The 17,635-nt window shown below is 65.0% G+C and carries 17 protein-coding genes, 1 tRNA gene and 1 riboswitch; of the genes, 10 read left to right on the forward strand and 8 right to left on the reverse strand.

Annotated features, from left to right (window positions below):
* The first annotated feature begins 71 nt into the window (after nt 1-71).
* The 6 genes from MHX64_RS04890 to MHX64_RS04915 are packed head-to-tail and all read left to right on the forward strand — an operon-like array spanning nt 72 to nt 4,823.
* Entirely contained in the window at nt 72-1,355 is a 1,284-nt protein-coding gene (locus MHX64_RS04890; RefSeq protein ID WP_239356055.1) for a Na/Pi symporter, read from the forward strand.
* A gap of 11 nt (nt 1,356-1,366) precedes the next feature.
* The gene (locus MHX64_RS04895; protein WP_239356056.1) at nt 1,367-1,738 is read left to right on the forward strand and encodes a hypothetical protein; all 372 of its coding nucleotides are present in this window, start codon (nt 1,367-1,369) and stop codon (nt 1,736-1,738) included.
* A complete protein-coding gene (locus MHX64_RS04900) occupies nt 1,731-2,669 on the forward strand; it encodes a substrate-binding domain-containing protein (RefSeq protein WP_239356057.1) in 939 nt (312 codons plus the stop codon). The genes MHX64_RS04895 and MHX64_RS04900 overlap by 8 nt, the downstream gene beginning before the upstream one ends.
* A 14-nt stretch (nt 2,670-2,683) precedes the next feature.
* Nucleotides 2,684-2,890 (forward strand): hypothetical protein, encoded by a 207-nt coding sequence (locus tag MHX64_RS04905; RefSeq protein WP_239356059.1) that lies wholly within the window; start codon nt 2,684-2,686, stop codon nt 2,888-2,890.
* A gap of 55 nt (nt 2,891-2,945) precedes the next feature.
* The gene (locus tag MHX64_RS04910; RefSeq protein WP_202032101.1) at nt 2,946-3,560 is read left to right on the forward strand and encodes a DUF1707 domain-containing protein; all 615 of its coding nucleotides are present in this window, start codon (nt 2,946-2,948) and stop codon (nt 3,558-3,560) included.
* Nucleotides 3,561-3,581: 21 nt separating this feature from the next.
* Complete coding sequence (locus tag MHX64_RS04915; RefSeq protein WP_239356060.1) at nt 3,582-4,823, forward strand: pyridoxal phosphate-dependent aminotransferase; 1,242 nt, start codon at nt 3,582-3,584, stop codon at nt 4,821-4,823.
* A gap of 9 nt (nt 4,824-4,832) precedes the next feature.
* On the opposite strand, the gene MHX64_RS04920 is transcribed toward MHX64_RS04915, so the two are convergent.
* The 4 genes from MHX64_RS04920 to dcd form a co-directional block, all read right to left on the reverse strand.
* Nucleotides 4,833-6,356 carry an ABC-F family ATP-binding cassette domain-containing protein gene (locus MHX64_RS04920; protein WP_239356061.1) on the reverse strand — a complete coding sequence of 508 codons (1,524 nt, stop codon included), beginning with the start codon at nt 6,354-6,356 and terminating at the stop codon, nt 4,833-4,835.
* A 292-nt stretch (nt 6,357-6,648) separates the two neighbouring features.
* Nucleotides 6,649-8,187: an FMN-binding glutamate synthase family protein gene (locus MHX64_RS04925; RefSeq protein ID WP_239306177.1), complete on the reverse strand. Its 1,539-nt coding sequence runs from the start codon at nt 8,185-8,187 to the stop codon at nt 6,649-6,651.
* Nucleotides 8,188-8,267: 80 nt separating this feature from the next.
* Nucleotides 8,268-9,596 carry a UDP-glucose/GDP-mannose dehydrogenase family protein gene (locus MHX64_RS04930; protein ID WP_239356062.1) on the reverse strand — a complete coding sequence of 443 codons (1,329 nt, stop codon included), beginning with the start codon at nt 9,594-9,596 and terminating at the stop codon, nt 8,268-8,270.
* Nucleotides 9,597-9,647: 51 nt separating this feature from the next.
* On the reverse strand, nt 9,648-10,211 hold the full coding sequence (gene dcd, locus MHX64_RS04935; protein WP_239356063.1) for a dCTP deaminase: 564 nt from the start codon (nt 10,209-10,211) through the stop codon (nt 9,648-9,650).
* 61 nt (nt 10,212-10,272) lie between these two features.
* Here dcd and MHX64_RS04940 point away from each other — a divergent pair.
* A tRNA-Gly gene (locus tag MHX64_RS04940) sits at nt 10,273-10,343 on the forward strand.
* Between the two features lie 24 nt (nt 10,344-10,367).
* Here the strand turns inward: MHX64_RS04940 and MHX64_RS04945 are convergent.
* Together MHX64_RS04945 and MHX64_RS04950 are read right to left on the reverse strand one after the other, a co-directional pair.
* Nucleotides 10,368-10,973, reverse strand: a complete 606-nt coding sequence (locus tag MHX64_RS04945; RefSeq protein ID WP_239356064.1) for a hypothetical protein — start codon at nt 10,971-10,973, stop codon at nt 10,368-10,370.
* Complete coding sequence (locus tag MHX64_RS04950) at nt 10,973-11,569, reverse strand: hypothetical protein (protein WP_239356065.1); 597 nt, start codon at nt 11,567-11,569, stop codon at nt 10,973-10,975. The genes MHX64_RS04945 and MHX64_RS04950 overlap by 1 nt, the downstream gene beginning before the upstream one ends.
* A 16-nt stretch (nt 11,570-11,585) precedes the next feature.
* A riboswitch (SAM riboswitch) is annotated at nt 11,586-11,720 on the reverse strand.
* Between the two features lie 78 nt (nt 11,721-11,798).
* On the opposite strand from MHX64_RS04950, the gene MHX64_RS04955 reads away from it, so the two are divergent.
* Both MHX64_RS04955 and MHX64_RS04960 read left to right on the forward strand, forming a co-directional pair.
* A complete protein-coding gene (locus MHX64_RS04955) occupies nt 11,799-12,620 on the forward strand; it encodes a triacylglycerol lipase (protein ID WP_239356066.1) in 822 nt (273 codons plus the stop codon).
* A 151-nt stretch (nt 12,621-12,771) separates the two neighbouring features.
* A complete protein-coding gene (locus tag MHX64_RS04960; protein ID WP_239356067.1) occupies nt 12,772-14,295 on the forward strand; it encodes an HNH endonuclease signature motif containing protein in 1,524 nt (507 codons plus the stop codon).
* A 64-nt stretch (nt 14,296-14,359) separates the two neighbouring features.
* On the opposite strand, the gene MHX64_RS04965 is transcribed toward MHX64_RS04960, so the two are convergent.
* Nucleotides 14,360-16,015, reverse strand: a complete 1,656-nt coding sequence (locus MHX64_RS04965) for a VanW family protein (RefSeq protein ID WP_239356154.1) — start codon at nt 16,013-16,015, stop codon at nt 14,360-14,362.
* Nucleotides 16,016-16,133: 118 nt separating this feature from the next.
* Nucleotides 16,134-17,345: a glycoside hydrolase family 3 N-terminal domain-containing protein gene (locus tag MHX64_RS04970; protein WP_239356069.1), complete on the reverse strand. Its 1,212-nt coding sequence runs from the start codon at nt 17,343-17,345 to the stop codon at nt 16,134-16,136.
* Between the two features lie 80 nt (nt 17,346-17,425).
* On the opposite strand from MHX64_RS04970, the gene MHX64_RS04975 reads away from it, so the two are divergent.
* Nucleotides 17,426-17,635 carry a DUF2613 family protein gene (locus MHX64_RS04975; RefSeq protein WP_239356071.1) on the forward strand — a complete coding sequence of 70 codons (210 nt, stop codon included), beginning with the start codon at nt 17,426-17,428 and terminating at the stop codon, nt 17,633-17,635.

Here is a 17,635-nt window from a genome sequence, read left to right on the forward strand (position 1 = left end):
GACACCGTTCCATTAACACGGTGCCCCTACGGTGGCCAGCACACCTGTGTCAGCGACCTGATTGGGAAACAATGAAACGCGAAGCTACCGGCGGATCTTCCGTCGCCGTGGCCGACAACACCGGCCGCACCGAAGAAGACGAGAACTCAAACCTCGACGACCTCGATGTCGACGACGACAACGAACGCAAGGACCCGCTCGGCTTCCTCCCGCTCGACGGCAAAGCCAAGCAGATAGCCAACTGGATCGCCGTGCTCATCGGCGTCTGGGTCCTGCTCAACGGCGTGGGCATGATCGGCGACGGCTTCAAGGGCATCGCCGGCGACCGCGCCGAAGAGCTGTTCTCCTTCGCCGAAAACCCGTTCGTGGGCCTGGCCATCGGCATCGTCGCCACCGCGATTATCCAGTCCTCGTCCACCACCACCTCGATCGTGGTGGGCATGATCGCCGGCGGCCTGCCGCTGAACATCGCGATTCCGATGCTCTTCGGCGCGAACATGGGCACTTCCGTGACCTCCACCCTGGTGGCGCTTGGCCTGGCCGGTAACAAGAAGCAGTTCCAGCAGGGTTTCTCCATGGCGACCGTGCACGACTTTTTCAACCTGATCGCCATCCTGATCTTCTTCCCGCTGGAGATGTTCACCGGCTTTTTGGGCAAGACAGCGACCGCGATTGCACCGTCACTGACCGGCTCCGGTGAGGGCGTGCTGGCCGGCATCTTCGAGTCCATCGGCGACTTCATCGACGCGATCACTGAGCCGCTGGTCGGCCTGGTGGGCAGCCTGGTCGAGCCGCTCGGCGACGTCTGGGGTGGCATAGTCCTGGCCGTGCTGGGTATCGCGCTGATTCTGTTTTCCATCCAGTTCATCGGCAACATCCTCAACGCACTGCTGGTGGGCAAGGCCCAGGACATCCTCTACGCCGCGCTGGGCAAGAACGCGTTCATGGGCGTGCTCTCCGGCGCCGCCATCACCACCCTGGTGCAGTCCTCCTCCACCACCACCGCGCTGACCGTGCCGCTGGCCGCCTCCGGCAAGTTCAAAGTGCGCACCCTGTTCCCGTTCGTGGTCGGCGCCAACATCGGCACCACCGTCACCGGCCTGATCGCCGCGTTCTCCGCGTCCGGTGCCGAAGCCGAGGCAGCAATGGCCGGTGCACTGGTGCACACGCTCTTCAACACCTTCGCCGCGATCCTGATCCTGGGTGTGCCGTTCCTGCGTAAGCTCCCGCCGGCCGGCTCCGACTGGCTCGCAGCCCTAGCAACGAAGAACAAGCTCTACGTCTTCGCGTGGATCGGCGGCGTGTTCTTCATCATCCCGATCCTGGCCGTGTTCATCTCCAACGCACTTTCCTAAGGAGCCCCGAAATGACCACTCCCGAGAACCCGACCAACGCTGGAAACACCCCTGGCGAGACCCCCGACCTGTCCCCGCTGGCGCAGGACCTGATCAACCGCGAAGCCCCCGACGCCGAGCTGCACGCGCTGCTGCACGAGCTAGAGGAAACCGCAGATGAGCTGCGCAGCGAGCTGCAGGCCCGCCTGGGCAACCGCGACAAGCTGGAGGACGAACAGGCCCGCGCTCACCGCAAGATCAACCCGAACGTGACCCCGGAGCAGGAGGAAGAACTGAAGAACTTCCCCGAGTACTGGGCAAACTCCAAGGGCTCCTGGAGCAACCTGTTCAAGCTGCTGCGCGAGCTGCGCATCGAGATGCGGGAGGGCAAGGGCAATGCGTAAACGACTCACCGCCACCGCCGCACTGGCCGCCGTCGCCGCACTGGCCGTCGGCTGCGGCAACGACACCACCCCGGGCGAGGACGTCATCAAGGTCACCGGCTCTTCCACCGTCGAGCCGATCACCAGCTACATGGCCAACCGCTACGACTTCGACGTGGACATCGACGCGGTCGGCTCCACCGACGGCTTCGAGGCCTTCTGCGCGGGCGAGGCCGACATCAACGACTCCTCCGTGGCCATCCCTGGCAGTGGTGCGGACGTGGACTACCAGAAGCAGTGCGCCGACACCGGCGTGAACTTCATCGAGCTGCCCATCGCGCTCGACGCGATCACGCTGGTCAAGCACCGCGACAACGACTGGGCCGAGGACCTGACCATCCAGCAGCTGCACGACATCTGGGCGAAGGACTCCGCCGTGACCAAGTGGTCGGATATCGACCCGTCCTGGCCCGACGAGGAAATCACCCTCTACGGCCGCCCGGACGGCTCCGGCACCCTCGGTGTGTTCGAGCAGCTCGTGCTGGACGGCGACGAGATCCGCGAGGACTACCAGGCCACCGACGACATCCAGGAGCTGTCAAAGTGGGTCTCCGAGGACGTCAACGGCTTGAGCTTCATGGGCATCGGCAACTACCTGGCCACCGAGGACCCGACCCGCAACCGCATCGACAACGTGCTTGTCGACGGCGTCGCCCCGACCGCCGATGAAGCAAAGAGCGGCAACTACCCGCTGGCGCGCCCGCTGTTCATCTACGTCAACGAGGACTCCGCCAAGCGCGACGACGTCGACGAGTTCGTCACCACCTACCTGGACAAGGTCGAAGCCGTGCTGCCGCGCGTGTACTTCTACCAGCTGCAGGAAGACGAGTACGACAAGGCGAAGAAGCGCTACGAAGATCGTGAAACCGGCGCCGACGAGCGCTGGCAGTAGCTAGGATCGGGCGCATGACTACCGAAAACGAAGGTCTGTACACCAGCATCGGCACTCCGGCGGACGGCGCGGCTAACAAGGCTGGCGCCGGTGCGGACAATCCGAACCAGGACATGGACACCAAGCCCCTCGGCGAGGGCGTGCACACCGTGGAGGAAGCCGAAACCCACGAGGACGACTCCCGCTGGAACGACGGCAAGCAGCCGCGCACACAGGACTAACCCCAATCCCCTCCCCGCGCCCCGGACGTGCATGACAGCCGTCCGGGGCGTTACTATGTCCGGCGTGAGCACCCCATACGGCAACTTCAGAATCGGCGACCAGGAGCGCATGGACGCCATGGACACCCTCGGCCGCGCACTCGGCGAGGGCCGGCTCAACATGGGCGAATTCGACGACCGCTGCCGGCAAGTCGCCGAGGCACAGGTCCACTCCGACCTCGATCCGATTTTGGGGGATCTGCCGCCGCAGCCGGCCGGAGGTGCCGTCGAGAGGCAAGAAGTGCACTCGGGCGATGTGTTTTACAGCGGCCGCGAGATCATGCAGGCGCGCCGCTCCGGCAAGCGCATGCGCGCAGGTGTCTTCTGGCTGGGCACGGTCGGCGCGCTCGGGCTGACCGCTTTGCACCCGGTTTTCCTGCTGATCATCCCCACCCTGTTCATCCTGCTGTACGTGATGAAGGTCGGCCCCGACTCCTGGTACACCCCCAGCCTGCGGCAGCTGGAGCAGCAGCGCCGCCAGGAGATCAAGCGCCGCCAGCTGGAGATCGAATCCGCCAAGGCGCACCAGCAGGCCATGATGCGGGTGCAGCGCAAGGATCAGTTCAACCAGCTGACCTCGGATGCGCTCGATGTCGCGCAAAACACGATAAACCGCTTCCGCAAGAACTAAAGAGGCCTACAGTGGTGTGGCATGAGTGAGCCACTGCAAAAGCACCGCCATTTCGACCAAGCGGACAAACTGAAGAACGTCTTCTACGACATCCGCGGGCCGGTGACCGCCACCGCGGAGAAGATGGAGCGCGACGGCCACACCATTTTGAAGCTCAACACCGGCAACCCGGCCGTCTTCGGCTTTGAGGCGCCGGACGTGATCATGCGCGACATGATTGCCAACCTGCCCACCTCCCAGGGCTACACCACCTCCAAGGGCATCACTTCGGCGCGGCGCGCGGTGGTCACGCGCTACGAGATGATCGACGGTTTCCCGCCCTTCGACATCGACGACGTCTACCTGGGCAACGGCGTGTCCGAGCTGATCAGCATGACCACTCAGGCGCTGCTCAACGACGGCGACGAGATCCTCATCCCCGCCCCCGACTACCCGCTGTGGACCGCCGCGTCCACGCTCGCCGGCGGCAAGGTCGTGCACTACATGTGCGACGAGGAGGACGACTGGAACCCCTCGCTCGAGGACATCCGCTCCAAGATCACCGACCGCACCAAAGCGATCGTGGTGATCAACCCCAACAACCCCACCGGCGCCGTGTACTCGCGGGAGGTGCTCGAAGGCATCGCCAACATCGCCCGCGAGCACGAGCTCATGGTGCTCGCCGACGAGATTTACGACCGCGTGCTTTACGACGGAGCTTCGCACATCTCCATGGCAGAAATCGCCCCCGACCTGCTGTGCATCACCTTCAACGGACTGTCCAAGGCCTACCGGGTGTGCGGCTACCGCGCCGGCTGGATGGTGATTACCGGACCGCGCCGTCGCGCCAAGGGCTTCATCGAAGGCCTTGATTTGCTGTCGGGCACCCGGTTGTGCGCGAACGTGCCTGGCCAGCACGCCATCCAGGTGGCGCTGGGCGGCCGGCAGTCCATCTACGAGCTCACCGCCGAGGGTGGGCGCCTGCACAAGCAGCGCAACGTCGCCGTGCGGAAGCTGCGCGAGATCCCGGGTATCTCCGTGGTGGAGCCGAAGGGTGCGCTGTACTGCTTCCCCAAGATCGACGCGGAGATGTACAACATCCACGACGACGAGAAGTTCATGCTGGACCTGCTCAAATCCGAAAAGATCCTGATGGTCCAGGGCACCGGCTTCAACTACCCCACCCCGGACCACTTCCGCGTGGTCACCCTGCCGTGGGCGTCGCAGTTGGAAAACGCCATCGAGCGCCTAGGCAACTTCCTGGCGGACTACCACCAGCACTAGGGGTTCGTCCTACTGCAAGGTCTCAATGGTGACTTCGCGGGTGAGACCTATTCGCGCACAGAAATCCTCGTCATGGCTGACCAGGACGATCGCACCGGCGTAGCTGTCCAGTGCGGAGACGAGCCAGTCCACTGTGGAAATGTCGATATTGTTGGTGGGCTCGTCGAGAAGCAATAGCTTCGGGGCTGGGTGAGAAAGCAGGATACGGGCGAGCTCAACGCGGAATCGCTCCCCGCCAGACAGCGTGCCAACGGGGGCGTGCACGGTGTCGTTCTGAAACAGCAGCTGCGCAAGTTGGTCGCGGATATACTGCGGCTCTGCCTCGAGGTTGGTTTGCGTCACCAGCTCCAGCACCGTCAGCTCTGGGTTGAGCGTAATGCGCTGGCGAAGGTAACCCACGTCGTCGATGACGTAGCCTGCCTGCCCACTCGCGATGGAGTTGAGCAGCGTAGTCTTGCCACTTCCGTTAGGACCGGTAATGCGCACCCGCTCGGGACCTACGACTGTCAGTCCGGGAATGTCCAAGACCCGGGTACCATTGGGCAGCTCGGTGCCGGGCAAATCGATAAAGACAGCTTGATCATCGCGGACTTTTTCCTGGGCTTTGTTGTAGGCGGCGAGCGCGCCCTCCACCGCTCCTGCGTGGGCCGACCCCCGTCTCGCCGCAGTCTTTTCAGACCTGTCCTTGTCCAATCCCATCGCCATGCCGGGCTTGCGCTTCGAGGCGGCGAACTTCTTTCCACGGCGCGCATCCCGATCGATGCGTGTCTGCATCGCTTCCCGCTCCTTGACCTGCTTGCGGTGGTTCGCTTTTGCGTCCCTCACCCCGCGTATCGCTGATTCCTGCTCCTGCGCGAGCGTCTCCTTGTATGCGGAAAAGTTGCCGGAGAGCATTCGCAGCCGGCCGTCGTGCAGCTCAGCAATTTCGGTGGCGCTCTGCAGCAAGTCGCGGTCATGACTTGCGACGAGCACAGGTACCGACGCCGCCTCCAGCACCCGTATGAGCTGCTCTTTCGCGTGGTGGTCGAGGTTGTTTGTTGGCTCATCCAAGACACCGAAGTCGGGGGCGCCGGAAAACAACGCGGCCAACGCTACCCGGACTGTTTCACCGCCGGAAAGCGTATTCAGGGTTCTATCCAAAGGCAGGTCGAGTCCATGCGCGGACAGTGTGGCGGTGATCTCTGCGGCGATATCCCACCGGTCACCGATGGTTTCGAACATCTGGGGATCGAACTCCCCGGCCTCCACCGATGCAATTGCGTTGAGGATTTCAGTGGCTCCAAAAACATCAGCCACGGTGTCATCCGCCCGCAGCGTGAGGTCCTGCGGCAAGTACGCGATATTCGTGGGGCGTTCCACCGATCCACTCGTCGGTTCGAGCTGACCGAGGATGATCTTGATCAGGGAGGATTTACCGGATCCGTTGTCGCCGATTAACCCGGTAAGCCGACTATCAAATACGGCGTTCAGGCCTTCAAAGCACGTGGTTCCATTGGGCCACTCGAGAGAAATGTTGTTCAGGGAAATAGGCATGCTCATCTGTCTTTCTGGTTCGTGTTATGCGGAAACACGGAACGTGAGCACTGCCTACTCCTTCCCTCGGGGACGCGGTCTGTTCAGAAACTACGGTGAACCAGTGTGCGTGTCAAGCACTTTGCGTCCAATAAGTGACCAGACATGACGCTGATCTGCTAGTTCGTCGGTGGTTGTCTCCTGAGCGAACTAGCAGATCCGCGTTTTGGGGCTGGGTGGGGCCGGTTGAGCTTGGTTGGAGCTGGGGCCTGGGAGCTGGCCAGCCAGCCCACCCCAGGCCCACCACCGGCAGCTACGCCACGGGGCGGAAGGTGTCCGGGGAGGCAGCTTTCCAGTCGGGGGCCCAGACCGACGGGGCGTCGTCAAGCAATTGCCCCGGGCGCAGCCACTCGTAGATGGAGGCGTAGGAGCGCGACTCCGTCGGCGAGACGCTGCGGCGCAGCATGTCGGGGCGAAGCTCCGACGGATCGGAGACGCCCATGGAGGCCATGAGGCGCACGGCGGTGCTGACGGTGGTCTTGTGGAAGTTGTAGACCGCCTTGGACTTGTCCTCCACCACGATGGCGCGGTTGCGACGCGGGTCCTGGGTGGCAACGCCTGTCGGGCATTCACCGGTGTGGCAGCGCTGCGCCTGGATGCAGCCGGTGGCCATCATCATGGCGCGGGCGGAGTTGGTGTAGTCCGCGCCCTGGATCATGCGCATGACGATGTCGGAGCCGCCGGCGACTTTGCCGGAGGCGCCGATCTTGATCTGGTCGCGAAGCCCGGTGCCCACGAGCGCGTTGTGCATGAGCATCAGGCCGTGGGTCAGCGGCATGCCCATGTGGTCCTCGAAGTCGATGGGCGCGGCACCCGTGCCACCTTCGGAGCCGTCCACCACGATGAAGTCGGGCGCGGTGCCGACCGCGCGGATGGCCTTGCAGATGGCGAGCACTTCTCGACGGCTGCTGACGCACATCTTGAACCCCGCCGGCTTGCCGCCGGAAAGCTCGCGCATCTGCGCGATGAACTCGATGAGCTCGACCGGGGTGCTGAACACGCGGTGGCCGGCCGGGCTGATGCAGTCCACGCCCATGGGCACGCCGCGGATCTCCGAGACTTCCTTGGTGATCTTGTCCGCCGGCAGCACGCCGCCGATGCCCGGCTTGGCACCCTGGCTGAGCTTCAGCTCCACCATCTTGACCTGGTCGTCCTGCGCCTTGTCGCGGAACTTCGCCGGGTCGAAGTCGCCGTCCTCGGTGCGGGCGCCGAAGTAGCCGGTGCCCATCTGCCAGACCAGATCGCCGCCGTTTTCCTGGTGGTACGGGGAGATGCCGCCCTCACCGGTGTTGTGGGCGAACCCACCCATGGCCGCACCCTTGTTCAGGGAGCGCACGGCGTTCTTGGACAGGGAGCCGAAGCTCATCGAGGACACGTTCAGCATGGAGATGGAGTACGGCTTGGTGCAGTCCTTGCCGCCCACGAGCGCGCGCGGCGGCTCGGCCGGCTCCTCCACCGGGGCGATGGAGTGCACGAGGTGCTCGTGGTTCGTGTCGTAGACGTCCTGGACGGTGCCGAACGACGTCTCGCTCTGCTTGCCCTTCGCGCGCTCGTAGATGGCGTTGCGCTGGTCGCGGTTGAAGGGGCGGCCGTCCCAGTCGCGTTCAATGAAGTACTGGCGCAGCTCCGGACCGATGTCCGTGAGCAGGTAGCGCATGTGCCCTAAAACGGGGTAGTTGCGCAGGACCGGGTACTTGGTTTGTGTGAGGTCGTGGATGGCGACGCCACCCAGCGCCGCGGCGGCAGCGCCCAGGGCGCCCTTGGCAAACTTTCCTGACTTCTCCTTGGACATGCGGACTATCATGCCCCACTCAGCCAGAATTACTAAGACGGGCACACCCTGCAGGTATGCCCGAATTAGGTACTACGAAACTACAGGCTCCGGCCGAGGGCGCGGAGCTGCCAGCCCGCCTGCTGCCACTGCTGGATGTTGAGGACGTTTCGCCCGTCGATAAGCAATTGCTTGTCGACGAGCTCCGCCGCCCACCGCGGATCCATCTCCTTGAACTCCTGCCACTCGGTGGCGAGGATGACCAGCTCCGCGCCGCGCAGTGCGTCCTCGAGGCTGGTGGCGTAGTCGAGGGTGGGAAATACCTTGCGGGCGTTGTCCATGCCCTGCGGGTCGTAGACGCGCACAGACGCGCCGGCGAGCGAAAGCTGGCCGGCTACTGCGAGTGCGGGCGAGTCGCGCACGTCGTCCGAGTTCGGCTTGAACGCCGCGCCGAGGACGGTGATGTTGCGGCCGATGACGCTGCCGAGCTCCTCGCGCGCCAGGTCGATCACGCGCTGGCGGCGGCGCATGTTGATCGCGTCAACCTCGCGCAGGAAGGTCAGGGCCTGGTCGGCGCCGACCTCGCCGGCACGTGCCATGAACGCGCGGATGTCCTTGGGCAGGCACCCGCCGCCGAAACCGAGACCTGCGCCGAGGAACTTCCGGCCGATGCGGTCGTCGTAGCCGATGGCGTCCGCCAGCTGGGTCACGTCCGCGCCGACGTTTTCGCAGACCTCGGACACGGCGTTGATGAACGAGATCTTCGTGGCGAGGAATGCGTTGGCGGAGACTTTCACCAGCTCCGCGGTCTGCAGATCCGTCACGATGAACGGGGTGTTGTTTTCCAGCGGGGTGGCGTAGACCTCGCGGGCGATCTCCTCGGCTCGGGAATTTTCGGCGCGGTGGCCCAGCACGATGCGGTCCGGCTCGATGGTGTCCTTCACGGCGTAGCCCTCGCGGAGGAACTCCGGGTTCCAGGCGATCTCCACGGTCGCTTTGTTGCCGTGCCCGGCGGCGAGTGTGTCGGCGCGTTCCTGCAGGGCGGCGGCGGTGCCGACCGGGACGGTGGACTTGCCCAGGATCAGGTGTTCGCCCTCGAGCTGGGGCACCAAGTCGTCGATGACGGCCTCGACGTAGCGGGTATCTGCCGCGTAGGAGCCGCGCTGCTGCGGGGTGCCCACCCCGATGAAGTGCACGCGGCCGAAGGCGGCGGCTTCGGCGTAGCTCGTCGTAAAGCCAAGGCGACCTGCCTCGATGTTGCGCTCCAGAACCTCGGGCAGGCCCGGCTCGTAGAACGGCACCTTGGAGTTCTTCAGCGCCTCGATCTTGGTTTCATCAACGTCTACGCCCAGCACCTCGTGGCCGAGTTCAGCCATGCACGCCGCGTGCGTCGCGCCAAGGTAACCAGTGCCAATCACAGTCATCCGCATAAGTGGCCATTATGCCGTGGAGCGGCGACGTCGGCAGGGTGAAGAACGGATTTACTGGAAGTTCAGGTACGCCTTCGACGGGGTGGGGCCGCGCTGGCCTTGGTACTTCGAGCCGAGCTTGCCGGAGCCGTACGGGGTGTCCGCGGGCGAGGTCATGTTGAACAGCGCAAGCTGGCCGACCTTCATGCCCGGCCACAAGACGATGGGCAGGTTGGCCACGTTGGACAGCTCCAAGGTGATGTGGCCGGAAAAGCCCGGGTCGATGAAGCCCGCGGTGGAGTGCGTGAGCAGGCCCAAGCGGCCAAGGGAGGACTTGCCCTCCAAGCGGCCGGCCAGGTCCGTCGGCAAGGTGAAGCACTCCAGGGTGGAGGCGAGCACGAACTCGCCGGGGTGCAGGACAAACGCGTCGCCAACCGGCACCTCGACGAGCGTGGTCAGATCGGGCATCTCCTGCTTCGGGTCGATGTGCGTGTACTTCGAGTTGTTGAAAACGCGGAAGAACTTGTCAATGCGCACATCGATCGAACTCGGCTGGATGAGCTCGGCATCGAACGGCTCGATGCCGAGGTGGCCGGAGTCAATGGCATCGCGGATGTCGTGATCTGAAAGCAACACGGCACTGAGTGTACTTCCCTGTTTTGGGCCGCGAATCCGTGGTGCTAAAGTTGGCAGAGCTGCCGGCGTAGTTTAGTGGTAGAACATCAGCTTCCCAAGCTGAGAGTGCGAGTTCGATTCTCGTCGCCGGCTCTCTTTTCTTTTTCGGGGTGCGGGCTACAAGAAGTAGCGGATCTTCCACGGCACCTCGGGGCCGTACACCTGCCTTGAACACGGGCGCATGTCCGCGCGTGCGAGGGAGATGAACGGGTCCTTGATGCCGCTTTCCTCCGGAAAATTGCACTGCATTACGTTGTAGCCCACGCAGTACTTCACGGCGAACTGCATTGCCCACGGGTCGTGGTGGAAGACCTCGTCAACGCCGAGTGGCGTGGCAATGACGGTACGCAAACCGGTCTGCTCCACGACCTCCACGGGCTGCCAGTCCTCGTCGGTGTGCATGGTGGCATCCCATATCTCGCCGCCGAGCACATGGTGGCCGTTCCCCTCCACCTCGCACTCGTCCGCATCAACATAACGCCGCGCCACCCACACCGGCGGTGCGGAAATCAGCTCGCCGGAGGAGGAGCGAAACGCGTTGCGCCCCGGCGAATACTCGAAAAGAAACCCGAGGCGGCGGATGCACTGCAGCGCCTCCTTCGAATTCGGGAACCGAAAAGCGAGCAAGAGCTGCCCCACGTTCACGGTGAAGTAGCGGCCGTTTTGGAAGTTGCGGGTCGCGGTAAGGAAGGCGGTGGGGTCCGGGAGGTCGTCGAAAAGCATTATGCGTGGCTGCAGGGCCCGATCGGCTTCGAGGACACCACACTCACCGGGTAGCTGCGGCCGTTAAATTCGCCGCGCAACACGGGCCACTCGCGGTTGTAGGAAACGGCGTTGGCCAGGCGCTCCGGATCGTGGTGGTAGCAGGTGTACACGCCGTCTTCGGTGGAAAAGATCAGCTTGTTGCCGTCGTGCTCGATGATGGTGATGGGCAGCCAGTCTTCTTTGGGCCCGTTGGCGGCGCGCAGCACCGGGATCCAGTGCCCCTTGTGGCCGTTAGCAACCAGGTCGCACTGGTCGTGGCCGCACGGGATGCGCTCAGCGGGCGGCTCTGGCAGCGGGATGACGGTGCCGTTCTGGTCACGGATTGCCCCTTCGATGGCGGAGTACTCGAACTTTGGCCCGGTGCGGCCGACAAAGTCGAAGGCCTCCATTGCCGACGGGAATTCCGCGGTGACAGTGTCATCGGTGCCGTCGATGGTGAAGGTGACGGTGCTGATGTTGACGTTGCCCAGAGTTGCGGGCGCCCAGTCGTCGGCGAAGATGGACATGTTGGACTGGTTGGACATTTCGGGCATGTCGTTCATGTCGGAGGACATGGTTGATCTCCTTTGAGAATCGCACTTCCGGCGCGGCGGTTGCACGTGCCGGCGGATCTTCTCCCGGGGGCACCGTGCGCGATGTGCGCGGTTGCCAGCCGACGAGCCGGGAGGCTTTCCCCTTATACAGGGTGCGTCGGACTTCTTGATCCAGGAACAGACAATAACAGACCGCTTGGTCTACCGCAAGTGGGGCCGGAGGACGTCGATAAGCAATATGCTCAAAAGGATGAAACTCAGCAGCGCGATGATGACACTGGCGGCCGGGTACGGGGCGGTGCGCGGGCTGCAAAACCGCCCGCCGATGCCGTTCAACGACCGGAATTTTCAGCCCACACACCCCACGCCGGTGATGTACGTGCACGGGATCAACTCGCGCACCGCGGCGTTTGAGGCGAACGCGCAAAGGCTCAAAGAGCAGGGGTTTTGGGTCTGGGGCTACGACTACGGCGACATGATCGCGCCCGGGTTTTTCGGCACCGGGGACCTGAATTCAATCGTGGGGGATGTGGAAGAGCACGTGGACCGCGTGCTGCGGAAAACCGGCGCGGAGCAGGTGGACATTGTGGCGCACTCGCAGGGCGCGCTGATGACCAAGCTGTTCATCTCGCGCGGAGGCGCGGCGAAGGTGCGGCGCGTGGTGGCGATGGGCGGCAACTTCCACGGCACCGACTTCCGCGGGATGGCAGGACAGATGGGCGCGTTCGCCTCGAAGCACCCGCACTTCACCGCCCTGGTCGCGCCGGGGGCGGCGCAGCAGCTCGCGGGTTCCGCCTGGCTGCGCGAGTTTGCGAGCGGCCCGGACACCGCGCCGGGGATCGTGTACACCTCCATCTACTCGCCGGCAGACACGGTGGTTACGCCGACATCCACGTCGATGCTCGAGGCCGTCCCGGGTGCGGACGTGGCGAACATCGACTCCGGGCAGTGGTACGACGGCTACGCGCCCCACCATTCGTTGATGCCTCGTGTTCCTCTCTATGCGGAGCTCACCTCGTGGGGGCTACTGCGCGAGGTGGGCGACCATGTGCCGCCTGCACATTTTGAGTGAGCACCTATTGCTTATCGACGAGCTAAAGTTGCTGGCCGCTTAGGGTTATTCGAACATGTGTTTGTGTTTGTGGGGGTCGTGTCGGAGGCGTGTCGTAGCGTATGCATTGTTCATTCGTTGACAGTGCGTTTCCGGAGGGAGGGATGCGGCCATGACCACGGTGATTGACCACCACGTGGACCAGCTCGTCGATAGCCTGAAAGCTCTCGAGGCGCTCATGATGCAGCCCGAATCCCTCCACCTGCTGTCCACGCACCAGGCGATGGAGCGGCTGCACGCGGCGCTTCCACTGCTGTCCAACGCGAACATCGCGTTTGCGCACCTGTGCGAGCGCGACGGGGCTGGCCGGCTGGTCGGCGCGAACCACCCTGTGGAGTATTTGACCAAGCAGCTCGGGCTCCCTCGGGCCGACGCCTTTAGCCTGCTCAACCAGGCGAAGACGATGTTCGGCGAGGTCGAGGTGCCGACGCCGCCGTCGGATCCGCTGATGGAAGAGGAAGAGCGCGAGAAGCAGGCCGAGGAAGAAGAACGCCGCAAGGAGGAAGCGCGCAAGGCCAAAGAGCGCGCCCGGAAGGCCGCGGCGAAGGCCAACGCGGAAAAGAAGCGCATCATCGAACGGGCGCTGATGCAGCTCAACGAGCACTCGGACCCGGGCCGCGACGAGATCTACGCGCAGGCGCTCGAGGCGGCGGAGACGATGTCCGCGGAAGAACTGCGGAAGCACGTGAACACACTGGTCAAGCGTGCCAACCGCAAGGGCCGGGACTACGAGGGCAACAAGGACCCGCTCGCCGCGTTTAAGAAGAGAACCATGATTTTCGGCGAGGAGGACAGCGACGGCGGTTCCTGGGGGCAGATCTACTTCGACAAAGCCAGCCGCGCCGCGTTCGAGGCCGCGCTGGCCGCCGGCGAGTCGCCCGGGGCGAACCTGCCGCCCGGCGCCGAGGACAAGCGCACCCGCGGGCAGCGGCGGTTCGACCAACTCATGGACATCGTTGGTGACCACGCGAACTCCTCCACCGCGGCGCGCAAGGGCATCGGCACCGTGGTGATAACGCTGACGCTGGAAGACCTCATGGGGGCGGACGCGTACACCGAGTTCGCCACCAACACCTCGGTGTCGTTGACCGCGTTGGACATAGTCCGGCTCGGACTGGCGGGAGACTCCTTCGCCCTGCAGCTGGACTCGTGCACCGGGGTGCCGCTGTCCCTCGGGCGGGCGCGGTTGGCCAGCGTGGAGCAGAAGCTGGTGCTTTTGGCCATGCAGCAGGTGTGCGCCTGGACCGGGTGCACCAAGCCGGGCGTGGAACTGGAAGCCCACCACATCCAGTCGTACCTGCACGGTGGTCTCACAGACCTGGAAAACCTGGTCCTCCTGTGCCGCGAGCACCACATGTGCAACAACGACAACAGGGACGGCGCCGGCGGCAAGGGGCATTTCGAGAAAGACCCCTCCACCTGGGACGTCACCCACCACCCCGCCGACGGCGGGCCACCGACACCGACCACGACCCGCCAGTACCAGGAATCGCCTGGTCAGAGGACTATCAGGCGGGTGCGGAAAAAATACCCCGCGTTCGACGACCCACCGAACCAGACAATCACCGACCCGCCGTTATTCGACATCGGCGATGGGTCCAGGGCCGGCCCCGACCGGGGCGGCAACATAGCGTGAACAATGGACGCGCGGCATTCGGTGCCGCGCGGGTGTGGGGTGCGTGGCGGCTAGTTGCTAACCGCTAACCGCAGCGCACGATCGGCTGCGGGTCGTACACCGTGGTCTGGGTTTCTCGGCTGAGCTCGTTTCCGGCGAGGTCGTAGATGATGCGGGTGTCGGAGGTGGTGAAACCAGGCGCGCCCGAAGACGGCGCACAGTTCGAGCCGGAGACGTTCACCGGCTGGGGCTGCGTCTGCGCCCACCGGCCACCGTTGACGGACTCGACGGTCACGGTCTTGACACCCATCAGGCTCACCGTGACCTCACCGCCGCCGACGCTGTTGGCGATGCGCACCGGGTACGGGCTGTCGTTGCGGAACTGCAAGTCGATCGCGCCCTCGTACACGGTTGCCTCGCGGCCGGCCGGGTAACGGGAGATGTAGTAGGAGTGCGGCATGTGCGCCACATCCGTCATGCCGGCAAAGTAGGAGGCGTTGTACAAAGTGGTGGCGAACTGGGAGATGCCGCCACCGACCGCGGTGTCCGCGCGCCCGTTGAGGATGATGCCGGACTCCACATACCCCTGCGCGGGGCCGCGCGGGCCGGTGTAGCCGTTCAGGGAGAACGTCTCGCCCGGGTTCACAACCGCACCGTTGACGGTCTGGGCCACCAGCGCAATGTTGGTGCCGGACGCGCCCGAGTAGCCACTGGTGGTGAACGAGCCGACAACGTCGTTGAAGGTGGCGTTTTGCGCCTGTTCAGTGGTGAACTGCGCGGGCACGTCCTTGTACACCGCGTCCCATTCGCGGGAAGCCCCGCCGGTCAGGCGCTTATCAAAGTCGGCCAGGGTGGCGTCCCAGTCCACCACGGAGCCGTCCACGGACGGTTCGACGCCGCCTCCGGCCAGCACGCGCGCGTTCTTGCCCTCTACCTCGGTCTCCGCGAGCTGGTCGCCCAGGATTGTGCGCGCCGCATCCAGGTTCACCTCGGGCGCGATGCGGCCCTCCACCACGGGGAACTGCACGATCTCGCCGATGCGGTCCTGCGGCACCGCGGCGGCGACGCCATCCTTGCCGGTGACCGTGACCGGGCCGTCCAGGGCGGCGCGCACGGGGCCGCCGAGCGCGGCCTTCATGGCGTCGTCGTTGATGGCGGGCTGCACCTCTTTCGGCTCCACCTCAACTCCGTCCGGGTTGAGCCAGCCGGTGGTCACCTCGTCGCGAAGCGTCGCGCGGTCCACGTCCTGACCGAGCTTCGGGTCGGTGGTTTCGGCCTTGCCGCCCTGTACACGGATAGTGCCGTCGACGGGGTCCACGTGCAGCTCTTCGGTCATGCGGTCGAGCTGGCCGCCCAGGGCTTTGTCGTCGACGGTCGGCACAACATCCACCTCGCGGGTGGTAAACAGTCCGCGGAGGCGCTCGACGGGGTTGGCGGTCTCGATGCCGGCGGCGTCCACCGTGGCGTCGAAATCGATGCCCAGGCCGGACTTCGCCGGGATGAACTCGGTGGCCTTCTCCCCCGCCTTGACCGGCACGGCCTTGTCGGCGACGCCGCCGAGTTCGGCCTGCAGCTTTTCGCGCGCCTCATCAGGCGCCATGGCACCGATATCCACGCCGCCCACCTGGGTGCCGCGGGGGACGTTGCCCCGGTGGGTAGCCAGATCCGCCAGATAGATCGCGAGCGCCACGGCGAGGATGCCTAGGAGCACACTGAGCGTGATTTTGGCACCGCGGCCCATCACGCCCGGCCCGCCCTTGGCGGTGCCTGCGCGTCCTTTCCTGTGCGAGGTTGCCTTCACCGTAGTCACGGGCCCCACAGTAATGCAGATCTTTGATCTCTCATAGCCGGAGAGACGCCTACAACCCCACGTCGATGAGCTGCTGCTGCACCCTCGTTGCGGCCTCGTCCACTCGGGCTTCGGGGATGTAGCCGTTGTGCACGCACCACACGATGTGGTCGATGATGCCGGGCAGGTCCGCGCCGGAGGACCACAGCGCCTGGTCAGCGCCGGAGCCGATCGCCCTGGCCACGGCGTCGCGGGTGGGGGCGTAGTCCAGGATGCCGCGCATGCCTGACAGGTCGTCGGTGACCACCGTGCCTTCGAAGGGCACGCCGCCCGGGTAGTCGCCGGTGCGCAGGAGCCGGTAGGTGTCCGGGTTCATGGAGCTGGGCACGCCGTCGGGGCCCAGGCCGGGGACGATCATGTGGCCCATCATCACGCTGGCGCGCGGGAACTGTTTCAGCAGCGGGCCGTAGGGGCGCAGGTCTAGCTCGCGCATCTGGTTCAGCGGCGGGGTGACGGCCAAGTGGTGGTGCGTGTCCCCGGAGGCGCGCCCGTGGCCGGGGAAGTGTTTGAACGTCGGGGTCACCCCGGCGTCGATAAGCCCCTGCGAGAACAGCCCGGCGACGCGCACGACTTCATCGGGGTTGCCGTGGAATGCGCGGTCGCCCACGATGTCCAGGCCGTTGACGTCCAGGTCCAGCAGCGGTGCGTAGTCCACGTTGATGCCGTGGGCGCGCAGGGATCGACCGATGTCGTAGCCGGTGCCGCGAATCACCTCGGGTGGCTGCCCGGCGAGCGCGCGCGGCGGCATGAATTCGCCGAGGACCTGCGTGTGCCGCTGCACGCGGCCGCCTTCGAAGTCGATGGCCACGCTAAACGGGCGGTGGTACTCGGCGCGCAGGGCGTTGATGTCGCGGCCTACCTCGGTCAGCAGCGCCGGGTTCGCCCAGCTGGGGATGATCAGCCCGCCGACACCCTGGTCCAGCGCGAACCGCGCCTGGTCGTAGTTGGCCACGCCGACCACCATGAGCGAAGCAACCTTTTGCCGCAGGTCCTCCGGCACGCGCTGCTGCGCGGGCGACAAGGGAGCGGGCGCGGCCGGGGGCGAAGTAGGCGGCACCATCTCGGGGGCTTCTTGCTCGTCGACGTCCTCCCGGCCCGCCTCCGCAGTCTCCAAAACCGCCGACTCAGCAGCGTTGTCCTCAGGCTGTTCGGCACATCCGGCGAAGCTGAACGTCGTTAGGCACGCAAGTGCGAGCAATGCCGCACCTGTCCGAGCCCGCATGTACCTGTCCCCTTGTAAGCTGTTTCAAACCCTGTTTCAAACCACAGTCACTGTACCCGCTGCTGGTAGGCTTCTCCGACATGTCCCATCGAGTATTTGCCCTGCCGGCGTCGCTTGCCCGGCGCGCCACCGCGCCCGTTTTGGCCAGCACGGTCGTTGGCGTGGTGCTCGGTGTTGTGGGGGTGCTCGGCATCGCGTCCGTGTCCGGGCAATCCGCGGTGCCACAGGGTACGGCGGTGCCAGCGGATGAGGCGGTGCTGGGCGGGCCGGAGTACGGCTCGAGGAAGTAG

Source organism: Corynebacterium sp. ACRPZ, from assembly GCF_022346205.1.
GTDB classification, from domain to species: Bacteria; Actinomycetota; Actinomycetes; order Mycobacteriales; family Mycobacteriaceae; genus Corynebacterium; species Corynebacterium lehmanniae.